Source organism: Streptomyces venezuelae (assembly GCF_008642315.1).
GTDB classification, from domain to species: Bacteria; Actinomycetota; Actinomycetes; order Streptomycetales; family Streptomycetaceae; genus Streptomyces; species Streptomyces venezuelae_D.
The window spans coordinates 6,922,216-6,935,979 of sequence record NZ_CP029192.1 but is presented as its reverse complement, the minus strand read 5'-3'; the positions used below and the strand labels follow the sequence as shown (position 1 = coordinate 6,935,979).

Sequence of the window (13,764 nt, the reverse complement as noted above, 5' to 3'; positions counted from 1 at the left end):
GCCCGAGGGCACCGGGTCACTTGCGCATGACCTCCGGCTCGTGCCGGCGCAGCAGACGCGAGACCGCGATGCCGCAGATGACGCCGAGCACGATCAGGACCGTGATGTTCAGGCTCCACTGGCCCACCGAGTGCTCCCACAGCGGATCCAGGTCGCCCGGCTTCTTCGGGTCCCACGGCGGCATCAGGTGCGCGAGGTCGAGCGTGGAGCCCGCGCCGGCGATGGCCCAGCGGGAGGGCATCAGCCAGGCGAACTGCTCCAGGCCCGGCGAGCCGTAGACCTGGAAGAGGACACCGGTGAACACGACCTGGACGATCGCGAACATCACCAGGAGCGGCATGGTCTTCTCGGAGGTCTTCACCAGCGAGGAGATGACCAGGCCGAACATCATCGAGGTGAAGCCGAGCGCGATGATCGTCAGGCACATCTCCACGGCCGGGGGCATGAGCAGGCCCTCTTCCGGCAGCTCGCGCGGGGCGAAGCCGATGCCGCAGATGATGACGCCCTGGAAGGCCGTGATCACGCCGAGAACGATGACCTTGGACATCAGGTACGCCGAGCGGGACAGGCCGGTCGCCCGTTCCCGTTCGTAGATGACCCGTTCCTTGATCAGCTCACGTACGGAATTGGCCGCGCCCGAGAAGCACATGCCGACCGCGAGGATCAGCATGATCGTGCCCGCGTCCGCGTTGAACTTGACCGGCGGTTTCGGCGGCGCGAGGCCGAAGTCGGCCGGGATCACGACGCTGACGATGCCGAGGACCGCGGGCAGGATCACCATCAGGCCCATGAAGCCCTTGTCGGAGGCGATCACCGAGACGTAGCGCCGGATCAGGGTCCACAGCTGTGAGCCCCAGCCCTGTGGCTTCGGCGGTTTGACGGCCTGGGGCGGCGGCATCTGTACGGACTGCGCGGCGACGGCGTCGATGTCCGCGGCGTACATCTGGTAGTGCTGCGAGCCCTTCCAGCGGCCCGCCCAGTCGTAGTCGCGGTAGTTCTCGAAGGCGGAGAAGACGTCGGCCCAGGTGCTGTAGCCGAAGAAGTTGAGGGCTTCCTCCGGCGGGCCGAAGTACGCCACCGAACCGCCGGGCGCCATCACCAGGAGCTTGTCGCAGATCGCCAGCTCGGCGACCGAGTGCGTGACGACGAGGACCGTGCGGCCGTCGTCGGCGAGGCCGCGCAGCAGCTGCATGACGTCGCGGTCCATGCCCGGGTCGAGGCCGGAGGTCGGCTCGTCCAGGAAGATCAGCGAGGGCTTGGTCAGCAGCTCGAGGGCGACCGACACACGCTTGCGCTGGCCACCGGAGAGGGAGGTGACCTTCTTCTCCTTGTGGATGTCCAGCTTGAGCTCGCGCAGGACCTCGTCGATGCGGGACTCGCGCTCGGCCTCCGTGGTGTCCGCGGGGAAGCGCAGCTTGGCCGCGTACTTGAGGGCCTTCTTGACGGTCAGCTCCTTGTGCAGGATGTCGTCCTGCGGGACCAGACCGATGCGCTGACGCAGCTCGGCGAACTGCTTGTACAGGTTCCTGTTGTCGTACAGGACGTCGCCCTGGTTGGCGGGCCGGTAGCCGGTGAGCGCCTTGAGCAGGGTGGACTTGCCGGAACCGGAGGGGCCGATGACCGCGATGAGCGACTTCTCCGGGACGCCGAAGGAGACGTCCTTGAGGATCTGCTTGCCGCCGTCGACCGTGACCGTGAGGTGGCGGGCCGAGAAGGAGACGTCACCGGTGTCGACGAACTCCTCGAGCTGACCGCCGACGATGCGGAAGGTCGAGTGGCCGACGCCGACGATGTCGTTCGGACCGATCAGGACGGTCGAGGACTTCGCGATCGGCTGGCCGTTGACGTACGTGCCGTTGTGCGACCCGAGGTCATGCAGCTCGAAGCGGCCGTCGGGCGTCGCGGAGAACTCGGCGTGGTGGCGCGAGACCTGGAGGTCGGAGACGACCAGCTCGTTCTCGAGCGCACGGCCGATGCGCATCTTGCGGCCGAGGGCCAGCTGGTGGAACGTCGTCGGGCTGCGGTCGCCGTAGACCGGCGGGGCCCCCGCGACACCGCCGGAACCCGGAGATTTCTGTGCGTACTGCTCGGACGGGCCGCCCTGCTGCTGAGGCACGTGCGACTGGTGCTGCTGCTGAGGCGGGTGCTGCTGGTGCACCGGCGCCTGATGCTGCTGCGGCGGCTGCTGTTGCTGCCAGCCCTGCTGCTGCGGCTGGTACGGGGCCTGCTGCTGGGGTGCCTGCTGCTGCGGGGTCTGAGCGGCCCAGCCGGGAGCTTCCTGCTGATGCTGCTGGGGCGCGTGCTGCGGCGTGGAGACGGCCGCGGCCGCGGCGCCACCGGACACGTTCACCAGCGGACCGTCGGTCGCGTTGCCGAGGTGCACGGCCGTGCCCGGACCGATTTCCATCTGATGGATCCGCTGGCCCTGCACGAAGGTGCCATTGGTGCTGCCGTGGTCCTCGATGACCCAACTGCGGCCGCTCCAGCTGATCGTCGCGTGACGCCAGGACACCCTGGCGTCGTCGAGCGAGATATCCCCCTGCGGATCACGTCCGAGGGTGTACGGCCTGGACGCGTCCAGCGTCCAGGTCCTGCCATTCAATTCCAGTACGAGTTCCGGCACTCCAGCCCCACTGAGTTGTCCCCCGAGCTAGCCCCCATCGATGGGGAGTCTAGGGATGTCGAACATCGGGAGGAACTATTTCAGGCGGAGGGCTCTGACCGAAAGTCGGGCCTTGTGAAGACTGCGTACGCGCGTGACGGGTTGCCCCGTTGACGGAGAAGAAATCGCCCCGGAGAGTGGTAAGCGCCCATCAGTGCATACGGATCATGCTCATTGAGAGCATTAAGTGCATTTAGGGCAACGCGCTGCGGTCCGGGGGGTCCTGATGCAGGCCGAGGAACGGAACGGCGAGAGCCGGGGCGTGCGGTGGGGCGATGTACTGCTCTCCGCGATCGCCGCGGTCAGTTGGGCGCTGGTGGGCATGGCGGGGACGGCCGCGCTCGCCCTGCACCTGCTCGGCGCGGACGAGGTCGCCGCGCTCGGGCCGTTGACGGCGGCCACCGTCGCGCTGGGCGCGGGGGGTTCGGTCACGCCGTCCGGCGACGTCTCGGCGTTCGGTCTGGACGACGCCGAGGCGACCACGACAGTCGATATTGCGCCACTCGGTGTGGGTTTGGTCGGAGCGCTCCTGCTCGCCCACTTCTTCCTGCGCTCCCTGCGCGGGGCTGGCGTCGTCATCGCACCCGCCGAACTCCTCGCGCGCGCGGGCGCGGTGATCGCCCTCTCCCTCGGGATGCTCGCGGGGCTCGCCTGGGCCGGCCACGACGTCATCACGATCGACGGCAAGCAGCTCGGCATCGACAAAGGGATCGAGAAAGGCATCGACGAGCTGCCGGGCGGCATCGGCGACAAGCTGCCCGGTGGGATCGGGGACATCGGCGGGCTGCTGCCGGACCGGCTCGGGGACCTCGTGGCGGCGAAGGCGTCGGTCGGGTTCACCGTCGACACGGGTCCGACGCTGCTCGGCGGCGCGGTCTGGGTGACCGGTGTCCTGCTCGTCGCCCTCCTCGCGTCGCGGCGCACGCCGTTGCCCCGGGCCCTGGACGGCCTGCACCGGGTGGTGCGTCCTGCCGTCTCCGCGCTGGTCACGGTGGTGCTGGTGGCGGTCGCCGCGGGGCTCGCCGCGGCGGCGTACGCGATGATCGGCGACGACCATCCGAAGCGGATCGCGGGCGCGGCGCTGCTCGGGGCGCCGAACGGGGTGTGGCTCGGCCTGCCGGTCGGCCTCTTCGTCCCCTGGGACGGCAAGGCGACGGGCGCGCTCACGCGCTTCCTGCCGGACCCGGTGGACGACCTCCTGACGGGCCCCTCCGACAAGGCGCTCACACTCGGGCGGCTGGCCGAGCTCGACGGCCGGGTCTGGCTGTTGGGCGTCGCGGCGGCCATGGCGATGTTGTTCGCGGGGGTCCTGACGGCTGTACGCACACCACGCCTCCGGGACACCTTGTCCACGGCCGGGTTCGCGGGGCGGTGCGGGGTCCGCCTCGGAATCGTGACGGCACTGGGGCTGCCGCTCCTGGTGTGGCTGACGGAGATCTCGGCGGACGCCTCGCTCTCCGTGTTCGGCTTCGACGCGTTCGGCGCGGGGATCGAGCTCCACGGACGACTGGGGATGGCGGCGGTGCTGGGGGCGGCGTGGGGGTTCGGGGCGGGGGTCGTGGGGGCGGTGCTCGCGGTGCTCACGGGGGCGGCGGGCGGCCGGACCGCCCCATTGGCCCTCGCCTCCGGCGCGGGGGGTCTCCCTGCGGGGAAGGGGTCCGCGGTGCGGGTTGGTCAGGGGTCGGATGTGCCTGCGGGTTCGGGGGCGGGTGGGGCTTGGGATCAAGGTCCCCCCGGGCCTGGGCGTCCAGGTCCGGCCGGGCCTGCGGGTTCGGGGGCGGGGCCGTACGCGCCGGGGCGGCCGTACCGGCCACCCAACCCTGAGACGAACCCGTACTTGCGCACGGATGGGGGGCCGGGGGGCGCTTCGGGTCCGGCGGGGTCTGCGGGGTCTGGGGGGTCCGGGGGCCGCACGGGGTCCGCTGGGCGCAGCGGGTCTACGGGCCCCACGGGCCCCATGGGTACGCCGGAGCCCCCGCGGGAGGCGCCCACTACTTCGCCCTCCGACTCTTCGCCCTCCAACCAGGACGTCTCCGGAGCCCCCACCGTTCTGGGCCCGGTGGTTCCTCCTCCCCCACCGCCCCGACGCCGCTCACGCTCACGCTCCGCGGACTGGCCACCCCCACCTCCGCCTCCGCCACCACCCCCCAAGACCCCACGAAGGCCCGACTGAACGGCCCCCGGCACCGTGGGTTGTGCCCACCCGTGCCGCCCTGCGGCACGCCTGCCCACAACGGGAGGGCGGATCCGTCCCGGAACGCGGGGCCCGGGGGGGGAGGCGCTCGGCAGGGCCGACGGGGCAACTGACATGTCGGCCATGAGCGGGCCCATGCGGGGCAGGCCCGCGACGGAAGGGCAGGTCCGTCCCGCAACGCGGGACCCGGGGAGGGAGGCGCTCGGCAGGACCGACCGGGCAGCTGACGTGTCGGCCATGAGCGGGCCCATGCGGGGCAGGCCCGCGACGGAAGGGCAGGTCCGTCCCGCAACGCGGGACCCGGGGAGGGAGGCGCTCGGCAGGACCGACCGGGCAGCTGACATGTCGGCCATGAGCGGGCCCATGCGGGGCGGGCCCGCGAGGGACGCGCGGGTGGCGCCTTGCGTTGGGGAGGGGCTCGGGTGGGTGGGTGAGGGAATTGGTGCGGAGTCACCGGGGGCGTCCGGCAGGCGGACTGGGGGGCGCGGCCGAGAAGAGGGCGGATACCGTAGGGATCACCATGAGTGCTTCGCAGCCCCCTCAGCCCGCCGACATCCCGACGCTCCTCGTCAAGATCTTCGGCAAGGACCGCCCCGGCATCACCGCCGGCCTCTTCGACACCCTCGCCGCCTACTCCGTCGACGTCGTCGACATCGAGCAGGTCGTCACCCGTGGCCGGATCGTGCTGTGTGCGCTCGTGACCGAGCCGCCCGCCGGTCTGGAGGGTGACCTGCGCGCCACCGTCCACAGCTGGGCGGAGTCCATGAAGATGCAGGCCGAGATCATCTCGGGCATCGGCGACAACCGGCCGCGAGGCCTCGGGCGTTCACTGGTGACCGTCCTCGGCCACCCGCTGACCTCCGAGTCGACGGCGGCGATCGCCGCCAGCATCACCGCCACCGGCGGCAACATCGACCGTATCTTCCGGCTCGCCAAGTACCCGGTCACCGCCGTCGAGTTCGCTGTCTCCGGCACCGAGACGGAGCCGCTGCGCACCGCCCTCGCCATAGAGGCCGCCCGGCTCGGCGTGGACGTCGCGGTCGTGTCGGCGGGCCTGCACCGCCGCGCCCAGCGCCTGGTCGTGATGGACGTCGACTCGACACTCATCCAGGACGAGGTCATCGAACTCTTCGCCGCGCACGCCGGATGCGAGGCCGAGGTCGCCGGGGTGACGGCGGCCGCGATGCGCGGCGAGCTGGACTTCGAGCAGTCGCTGCACGCCCGCGTGGCGCTCCTCGCGGGTCTCGACGCCTCGGTCGTGGACAAGGTCCGCTCCGAGGTCCGGCTCACCCCGGGCGCCCGCACCCTGATCCGCACCCTCAAGCGCCTCGGCTACCAAGTCGGCGTCGTCTCTGGCGGGTTCACTCAGGTCACCGACGATCTGAAGGAACGTCTCGGCCTCGACTTCGCCCAGGCCAACACCCTGGAGATCGTCGACGGCAAGCTCACCGGCAAGGTGACCGGCGAGATCGTCGACCGCGCGGGCAAGGCCCGGCTGCTGCGCCGCTTCGCCACGGAGGCCGGCGTCCCGCTGGAGCAGACCGTCGCGATCGGCGACGGCGCGAACGACCTGGACATGCTGAACGCGGCGGGCCTCGGCGTCGCCTTCAACGCCAAGCCCCTGGTTCGCGAGGCGGCGCACACCGCGGTGAACGTCCCCTTCCTGGACACGGTCCTCTACCTCCTCGGCATCACCCGCGAAGAGGTCGAGGCGGCGGACACACACGCCGACTGAGGCGGCGGCGCGCATCGCGTACGTCCCACGTCGCGTCCGTCCGCGTCGCGTACATCAACGTCAAAGGGGCCCGGCACCGCGAAGGTGCCGGGCCCTGGCGACGGGCGGGGAGTGGGACTACTCGGACGGCGCCCAGTAGTCGACGAGCGTGGCCACGCCGGGCTCCAGCGCCTTCCACGATCCGGTGTACGTCAGGACGGCGAAGGCCGCGGTCGGGAAGCCCCTGCGGTTCAGCCGCTCTCTGGCGTCGCCCTCGGTGTCCCCCGCGAGGACGTCGGTGAGGCCCTGGACGCCGGGGTTGTGGCCGATCAGGACGAGGTCCCGCACGTCGTCCGGGGTCTCGTTGAGCACGGCGATCAGCTCGCCGGGAGAGGCTTCGTACACCCGATCCTCGTAGACGGTCTTCGGCCGCTGCGGGAGCTCCTGGACGGCGAGCTTCCAGGTCTCGCGGGTCCGGGCGGCGGTCGAGCAGAGGGCCAGGTCGAAGGCGATGCCGCTGTCGGCCAGCTTGCGCCCGGCGACGGGGGCGTCCCGGCGTCCGCGGTCGGCGAGCGGCCTCTCGTGGTCGGAAACCTGCGGCCAGTCGGCCTTCGCATGCCGGAAGAGGACAATCCTGCGGGGTTCTGCGACGCTCATGCTTCCCAGCTTCGCATGAAACGCGCCACGGGGCGCAGGGAGTTGGTGCGGTCCCCCGGCGCGGGTGACGGCACCGGTGCGCGGCACCGGTGGAAACGGGTCAGGAAGCCGTGCGCAGGATCATCGTCTGTATCCGCTCCAGGAGGCTGGTGATCACCGGCTCGCTGGATGCCGCGTGCGCGTCCACGGGGTTCAGGATGAGCAGGAGCAGCGCCGCGAAGGCGACGGCGGGGAGGGCGATCGCCCACCAGGGAAGCTGGACCTCGATGCTGCCCGACTTCGCCGGGTCGCGCAGGGTGTGCGATCGGGCCGACATCTCGCCTCCGTGGTCCTCGAGTGTTCCGAGCCGCGTCTTCGCGGCCACAACTCGAAGTTAGGCGATCGGCGCGCCTCAACCCATCCGGAGATCCACCCACTTGACCCTGACACTGGCCCCCTAGGGGATGGTGGTGCCAGCACCACCATCCGCCTTCCGGGGGCCGGTTCACGGCGAGGCGATGAGAGCGGTCACGGCGAGGCGATCGAGGCGATGATGCCGATGATCACGGTGATGGCCAGCATCGAGCCGAGCACGATGAGCAACTTCTTCTGGCCGTTCTGGGGGTTCGGGTCGAGGGCGGGCATACGGCCAGTCTCGCACCCTTTGCCCGCCCCCTCCGCGTCGGGGTGGCCCCGGACGTCAGGCCGTGGTGGCTCTCGCGGTCACCTCGTCCTCGACCGTGCGGTTGCGGCCCGCGAGGGTGCCGATGACGATCTGCGGCACCATGAGGCCGGCCATGAGCGCGAGGGGCAGCCCCCAGCCGCCGCTGTGCTGGTAGAGCACGCCCACGAGGAGCGGGCCCGGGATCGAGATCAGGTAGCCCGTGCTCTGTGCGAAGGCGGACAGCTTGGCCACGCCCACGCTGCTCTTGGCGCGCATGCCGACCATGGTGAGGGCCAGCGGGAAGGCGCAGTTGGAGATGCCGAGCAGCAGGGCCCAGACCCAGGCGCCGCCCGCGGGGGCGAGGTAGAGGCCCGCGTACCCGGCGAGGCCGCACGTGCCGAGGACGATCACGACAGGACCCTGGTTGGTCAGGCGCGTGGCGACCCGCGGGATGACGAACGCCAGGGGCACGCCCATGGCCATCGTGACGGCGAGCAGGACGCCCGCCTCGCCCGCGGGGACGCCCGCGTCGCGGAAGATCTGCGGCATCCAGCCCATCGTGATGTACGCGGCGGTGGCCTGGAGGCCGAAGAAGACGGCGAGCGCCCAGGCGGTGCGGCTGGAGGTGATGCGCAGCCCGTCGTCCTCGCGACGTACGGCGGCACTGACGTGCTCCGGGACGGCGGCCGCGGTCTGGCTGCGGTCGCGGACGAGCGGGATCCAGGGGATGACGGCGACGACGGCGAGCAGGGCCCACACGGCGAGGCCGGTCTGCCAGCGTCCGCCGAGACCGTCGGTGACGGGCACGGTGAGTGCGGCCGCCAGGGAGGTGCCGAGTGCGAGCGCCATCGAGTACAGGCCGGTCATGGAGCCGACCCGGTCGGGGAACCAGCGCTTGACGATGACGGGCATCAGGACGTTGCTGACGGCGATGCCCGCGAGGGCGAGGGCGGTGGCGGCGAGGAAGCCCGCGGTGCCGCCGATGAAGGGCCGGATCACCAGGCCCGCGGCGATGGCTGCCATGCCGACGCAGACGACCGCGCTGGGGCCGAAGCGCTTGGCCAGGCGGGGCGCCATCACGCCGAAGATCGCGAAGCAGAGCGGCGGCACGGAGGTGAGCAGTCCCGCGAGGGTGCCGCTCATGCCGAGGCCGTCGCGGACCTCTTCGAGGAGGGCGCCGAGGCTGGTGATGGCCGGGCGGAGGTTCATGGCGGCGAGGACGATGCCGACGATGACGAGTCGCGTCGCCCACGCGCGCGTGGGGGCCTGTTTCTCGGCGCTCTCGGTCCGTACGGGGGGTGCCGGGCTCGCCCCGGCCGTCGGGGTCATCGTCTCGGTTTTCTCGCTAGCCATGGAGCCATCATAGAATCATGGGATGATTGGCTGTCCAATCGATTGCGTCACACTGCCCATCCGCACCGGCCACGCACGAAGGAACGTCATGCCGCTGACCACCCCTCGCCGTTCGGCACTCTCCGAACAGGTCATCTCCGAGCTGCGCAACCAGATCTCGTCGGGCGAGTGGCCGGTCGGTTCCCGCATCCCCACCGAGCCCGAGCTGGTCGACCAGCTCGGCGTCGCCAGGAACACGGTCAGGGAGGCCGTGCGCGCCCTCGCGCACAACGGCCTGCTCGACATCCGGCAGGGCTCGGGGACGTACGTGGTCGCGACGAGCGAGCTCGCGGGCGTGATGCAGCGCAGGTTCGCCGACGCGGACCCCCGGCACATCGCCGAGCTGCGCAGCACGCTGGAGTCCAGCGCCGCGAAGCTCGCCGCCGAGCGCCGCACCGAGCGGGACCTCAAGCAGCTGGACGCGCTGCTCGTACGCCGCGAGGAGGTGTGGGCGTCCGGGGACGCGGAGGCGTTCGTGACGGCCGACGCGACGTTCCACATGGCCGTCGTCGCCGCGTCGCACAACGACGTCATGGTGGCGCTCTACGCGGACCTCGGCGAGGTGCTGCGGGACTGGCTGCGCGAGGACATCGGCGAGGAGCTGACGCCCGAGGCGCACATGGACCACGCGCGGCTGGTCGACGCGATCCGCACGGGCGATGCGGAGGCCGCCGCGACGGAGGCCGCGGGCTACCCGTTCATGTGCCGCCCGGACCGCTTCACTTCTGGTGGCTGACCGGATTCACCGGCGGCGACCGGTCCGGCTCACTTCTGGTGGCTGACCCAGACCGAGCGGACCTCTTTCCAGCACCGTCCGGTGAGCCGCACCGTCATCGCGGCCTCGGCGTCGACGGGGCGGGAGTCCGTGTCGATGTCCCACCACTGGTCGCACTCCACGTGCAGACGGACCCGGTCGGTCTCCGGGTAGGGGTTGTGGCAGTACGCGACGACGTGGGAGCCGGCGACTCCGGTGCGGCACTCCGACCCGAAGGGCCGAGGTTTCGAGGACGTCTCACGCGCGGGGGAAGACCCCTGCGGCGCGGCGCTCGGCGCGGCGACCACAAGAGCGAGAGCCACGAGCACCGCACTTGTAAGACGCACACTTCAGAGTGCCGGTCACTCACCCCTCGGCGCCCGGCAAGGGGACCGAACGGGTGAGGCCCCGCCGCCCGCGCACTGCGGGGGACGGGGCCTCGAAAACACACCCAGTACTGGGCGAGCGCCTGATCAGGCACCCATCATGTGCACGCCGCCGTCGACGTGGATGATCTCGCCGGTGGTCTTCGGGAAGAAGTCCGAGAGCAGGGCGACGACGCCGCGGCCCGCGGGCTCCGGGTCGGCCATGTCCCAGTTCAGCGGGGAGCGGGTGTTCCAGACGTCCGCGAGCTCCTCGAAGCCCGGGATGGACTTCGCCGCCATGGAGCCGAGCGGCCCCGCGGAGATCAGGTTGCAGCGGATGTCCTCCTTGCCCAGGTCGCGGGCGAGGTAGCGGCTGGTGGCCTCCAGGGCGGCCTTGGCCGGGCCCATCCAGTCGTACTTCGGCCACGCGTACTGCGCGTCGAAGGTGAGGCCGACGACCGAGGCGCCGCCCTCGAACAGCGGGCGGCAAGCCATGGTGAGCGACTTCAGGGAGTACGCCGAGACGTGCATCGCCGTGGAGACGTCCTCGAAGGAGGCCTCCAGGAAGTTGAACGCGCCCTGCGGTGCGAAGCCGATGGAGTGCACGATGCCGTCGAGGCCGCCGAGCTCCTCCTTGACGACGCCCGCGAGGCGGTCCAGGTGCTCCTGGTTGGTCACGTCCAGCTCGATGACCTTGGCGGGCTTGGGGAGCTTCTTGGCGATGCGCTCGGTGAGCGTGGGCCGCGGGAAGGCGGTCAGGATGACCTCGGCGCCCTGCTCCTGAGCGACCTTGGCCGTGTGGAAGGCGATGGAGGACTCCGTCAGCACCCCGGTGACGAGGATGCGCTTGCCTTCGAGAATTCCGCTCATGTGATCAGTGACCCATGCCCAATCCGCCGTCAACGGGGATGACGGCTCCAGTGATGTAAGAGGCGTCGTCCGACGCGAGGAACTTCACCGCGGCGGCGATCTCCTCGGGCTCCGCGTAACGGCCGAGCGGCACCTGGGAGACGATGCCCTTGCGCTGCTCGTCCGTCAGCACCTTGGTCATGTCGGTGTCGACAAAACCGGGGGCGACGACGTTGAAGGTGAGGTTGCGCGAACCGAGCTCGCGGGCCAGCGAACGCGCGAAGCCGACCAGTCCCGCCTTGGAGGCGGCGTAGTTCGCCTGTCCGGCGCCGCCCAGCAGGCCGACGACCGAGGAGATGAGGACGACGCGGCCCTTCTTGGCGCGCAGCATGCCGCGGTTGGCACGCTTGACGACGCGGAAGGTGCCGGTGAGGTTGGTGTCGAGGACGGACGTGAAGTCCTCCTCGGACATGCGCATCAGGAGCTGGTCCTTGGTGATACCGGCATTGGCGACCAGGACCTCGACGTTCCCGTGCTTCTCCTCGATCTCCTTGTAGGCCTGCTCCACCTGCTCGGCGTCGGTGATGTCGCACTTGACGGCGAGAACCCCGGCGTCGGTGAGGAGCTTCGGCGGCTCACCCGAGCGGTAGGTGATCGCGACCTTGTCGCCGGCGTCGGCGAAGGCGCGGGCGATGGCGAGGCCGATGCCCCGGTTTCCTCCGGTGACGAGAACCGAGCGGCTCAACGGATCACCCTTTCCATAGTGGTCTGGTACCTCGAAAACCTATCGGTACCTGTCGCGATACGGAGAATCGGCGACCGACAGTGGCTCAGAGGACTCGCTGTCGGATCCCTACAGAAAACCCTGGCCGCCGGGGCGCCGGGCGCGACATGATCGGGGCTGACCGGAGCCGACAGCAGGGAGACATCCGTGCCTCATTCCATCGATGAAGCCTTCACGGCGCTGCCGCTGCGGGCTCTCGCCGACGCCGCGCTGGCCCGCGCGCGGGCGCTCGGCGCCGACCACGCGGACTTCCGCCTGGAGCGGGTGCGCAGCGCGTCCTGGCTGCTGCGCGACGCCAAGCCGGCGGGCAGCTCCGACGCCACGGACCTCGGGTACGCGGTCCGTGTGGTGCACGGCGGCACCTGGGGCTTCGCCTCCGGTGTCGACATGACGATGGACGCGGCGGCGCGCGTCGCCTCGCAGGCCGTGGCCATGGCGAAACTGTCCGCACAGGTCATCAAGGCGGCCGGGTCGACCGAGCGCGTGGAGCTCGCGGACGAGCCGGTGCACGCGGACAAGACGTGGGTCTCCTCGTACGAGATCGACCCGTTCTCCGTGCCGGACGAGGAGAAGGCGGGGCTGCTCGCCGACTGGAGCGCGCGGCTGCTCGCCGCCGACGGGGTCACGCACGTCGACGCGTCCCTGATGACCGTGCACGAGAACAAGTTCTACGCGGACACGGCGGGCACCACGACCACGCAGCAGCGTGTGCGGCTGCATCCGCAGCTGACGGCGGTGGCCGTCGACGCGTCGAGCGGAGAGTTCGACTCGATGCGGACGATCGCACCGCCGGTCGGCCGCGGCTGGGAGTACCTCACGGGGACGGGCTGGGACTGGGCGGCGGAGCTCGCCGAGATCCCGGAGCTTTTGGCGGAGAAGATGCGGGCGCCGAGCGTCCGGGCGGGTTCGTACGACCTCGTCGTCGATCCGTCGAACCTGTGGCTGACGATCCACGAGTCCATCGGCCACGCCACGGAGCTGGACCGCGCGCTCGGCTACGAGGCCGCGTACGCGGGCACGTCCTTCGCCACCTTCGACCAGCTGGGCAAGCTGGCGTACGGCTCCTCGCTGATGAACGTGACGGGCGACCGGACGGCCGAGCACGGGCTCGCGACGATCGGGTACGACGACGAGGGCGTGGCAGGACAGTCCTGGGACCTGGTCAAGGACGGCACGCTGGTCGGCTACCAGCTGGACCGGCGCATCGCGAAGCTCACCGGTTTCCAGCGCTCCAACGGCTGCGCGTACGCCGACTCCCCCGGCCACGTCCCGGTGCAGCGCATGGCGAACGTCTCGCTCCAGCCGGACCCCGGCGGGCTGCCCACGGAGGATCTGATCGCGGGCGTGGACCGCGGGATCTATGTGGTCGGGGACCGGTCGTGGTCGATCGACATGCAGAGGTACAACTTTCAATTTACTCAGCAGAGGGCATACGAGATCCGGAACGGCCGCCTTGTCGGGCAGCTCCGGGATGTTGCCTATCAGGGAACAACCCCTCAGTTCTGGGGTTCCATGGAGAAGGTGGGAGGGCCCCAGACGTATGTACTGGGAGGAGCCTTCAACTGCGGAAAGGCGCAGCCGGGTCAGATCGCCGCGGTCTCCCATGGATGCCCGTCCGCGTTGTTCCGGAACGTGAACATCCTGAACACTTCGACCGAGTCGGGACGCTCCTGATCATTGCCCGCCAAGGTCCCTGCTGTCAGGACCGAAACGGCCACCAACGGGGGGCCATCAACGCAGGACCGGCTGC

At 70.5% G+C, this 13,764-nt stretch carries 12 protein-coding genes; 4 read left to right on the top strand and 8 right to left on the bottom strand.

The features are described 5' to 3' along the window. Positions 1–16: 16 nt before the first annotated feature. Positions 17–2,623: an FHA domain-containing protein gene (locus DEJ48_RS30595; RefSeq protein WP_150219421.1), complete on the bottom strand. Its 2,607-nt coding sequence runs from the start codon at positions 2,621–2,623 to the stop codon at positions 17–19. A gap of 265 nt (positions 2,624–2,888) precedes the next feature. Here DEJ48_RS30595 and DEJ48_RS30590 point away from each other — a divergent pair, with 265 nt between their 5' ends. Together DEJ48_RS30590 and serB are read left to right on the top strand one after the other, a co-directional pair. After that, the gene (locus tag DEJ48_RS30590) at positions 2,889–4,835 is read left to right on the top strand and encodes a streptophobe family protein (protein WP_150219420.1); all 1,947 of its coding nucleotides are present in this window, start codon (positions 2,889–2,891) and stop codon (positions 4,833–4,835) included. A gap of 541 nt (positions 4,836–5,376) precedes the next feature. Further along, positions 5,377–6,591 (top strand): phosphoserine phosphatase SerB, encoded by a 1,215-nt coding sequence (serB, locus tag DEJ48_RS30585; RefSeq protein ID WP_150219419.1) that lies wholly within the window; start codon positions 5,377–5,379, stop codon positions 6,589–6,591. A 117-nt stretch (positions 6,592–6,708) separates the two neighbouring features. Here serB and DEJ48_RS30580 read toward each other — a convergent pair whose 3' ends face one another. From DEJ48_RS30580 to DEJ48_RS30570, 4 genes are all read right to left on the bottom strand, one after another. Continuing rightward, the gene (locus DEJ48_RS30580; RefSeq protein WP_150219418.1) at positions 6,709–7,227 is read right to left on the bottom strand and encodes a SixA phosphatase family protein; all 519 of its coding nucleotides are present in this window, start codon (positions 7,225–7,227) and stop codon (positions 6,709–6,711) included. 100 nt (positions 7,228–7,327) lie between these two features. Further along, positions 7,328–7,591: a hypothetical protein gene (locus DEJ48_RS30575; protein WP_317850936.1), complete on the bottom strand. Its 264-nt coding sequence runs from the start codon at positions 7,589–7,591 to the stop codon at positions 7,328–7,330. Between the two features lie 143 nt (positions 7,592–7,734). Further along, on the bottom strand, positions 7,735–7,851 hold the full coding sequence (locus DEJ48_RS40820) for an SGM_5486 family transporter-associated protein (protein ID WP_263399467.1): 117 nt from the start codon (positions 7,849–7,851) through the stop codon (positions 7,735–7,737). A 55-nt stretch (positions 7,852–7,906) separates the two neighbouring features. After that, complete coding sequence (locus tag DEJ48_RS30570; RefSeq protein ID WP_150219417.1) at positions 7,907–9,223, bottom strand: CynX/NimT family MFS transporter; 1,317 nt, start codon at positions 9,221–9,223, stop codon at positions 7,907–7,909. Positions 9,224–9,311: 88 nt separating this feature from the next. Between DEJ48_RS30570 and DEJ48_RS30565 the strand changes: the two genes are divergently transcribed. Beyond that, positions 9,312–9,998 carry a FadR/GntR family transcriptional regulator gene (locus DEJ48_RS30565; protein ID WP_150219416.1) on the top strand — a complete coding sequence of 229 codons (687 nt, stop codon included), beginning with the start codon at positions 9,312–9,314 and terminating at the stop codon, positions 9,996–9,998. 29 nt (positions 9,999–10,027) lie between these two features. Here DEJ48_RS30565 and DEJ48_RS30560 read toward each other — a convergent pair whose 3' ends face one another. The 3 genes from DEJ48_RS30560 to fabG all read right to left on the bottom strand — a co-directional run bounded on the left by DEJ48_RS30560 (position 10,028) and on the right by fabG (position 11,975). Further along, positions 10,028–10,345: a hypothetical protein gene (locus DEJ48_RS30560; protein ID WP_411757555.1), complete on the bottom strand. Its 318-nt coding sequence runs from the start codon at positions 10,343–10,345 to the stop codon at positions 10,028–10,030. Positions 10,346–10,489: 144 nt separating this feature from the next. Further along, positions 10,490–11,251 carry an enoyl-ACP reductase FabI gene (gene fabI, locus DEJ48_RS30555; protein ID WP_150219414.1) on the bottom strand — a complete coding sequence of 254 codons (762 nt, stop codon included), beginning with the start codon at positions 11,249–11,251 and terminating at the stop codon, positions 10,490–10,492. Between the two features lie 4 nt (positions 11,252–11,255). Then, a complete protein-coding gene (fabG, locus tag DEJ48_RS30550; RefSeq protein ID WP_150219413.1) occupies positions 11,256–11,975 on the bottom strand; it encodes a 3-oxoacyl-[acyl-carrier-protein] reductase in 720 nt (239 codons plus the stop codon). A 186-nt stretch (positions 11,976–12,161) separates the two neighbouring features. Between fabG and DEJ48_RS30545 the strand changes: the two genes are divergently transcribed. Beyond that, entirely contained in the window at positions 12,162–13,688 is a 1,527-nt protein-coding gene (locus tag DEJ48_RS30545; protein WP_150219412.1) for a TldD/PmbA family protein, read from the top strand. Positions 13,689–13,764 lie beyond the last annotated feature (76 nt).

Coding starts and splice junctions, on each gene's coding strand:
- DEJ48_RS30590 (WP_150219420.1), top strand. CDS start 2,889: ATGCAGGCCGAGGAACGGAACGGCGAGAGCCGGGGCGTGCGGTGGGGC.
- serB (WP_150219419.1), top strand. CDS start 5,377: ATGAGTGCTTCGCAGCCCCCTCAGCCCGCCGACATCCCGACGCTCCTC.
- DEJ48_RS30580 (WP_150219418.1), bottom strand. CDS start 7,227: ATGAGCGTCGCAGAACCCCGCAGGATTGTCCTCTTCCGGCATGCGAAG.
- DEJ48_RS40820 (WP_263399467.1), bottom strand. CDS start 7,851: ATGCCCGCCCTCGACCCGAACCCCCAGAACGGCCAGAAGAAGTTGCTC.
- DEJ48_RS30570 (WP_150219417.1), bottom strand. CDS start 9,223: ATGGCTAGCGAGAAAACCGAGACGATGACCCCGACGGCCGGGGCGAGC.
- DEJ48_RS30565 (WP_150219416.1), top strand. CDS start 9,312: ATGCCGCTGACCACCCCTCGCCGTTCGGCACTCTCCGAACAGGTCATC.
- fabI (WP_150219414.1), bottom strand. CDS start 11,251: ATGAGCGGAATTCTCGAAGGCAAGCGCATCCTCGTCACCGGGGTGCTG.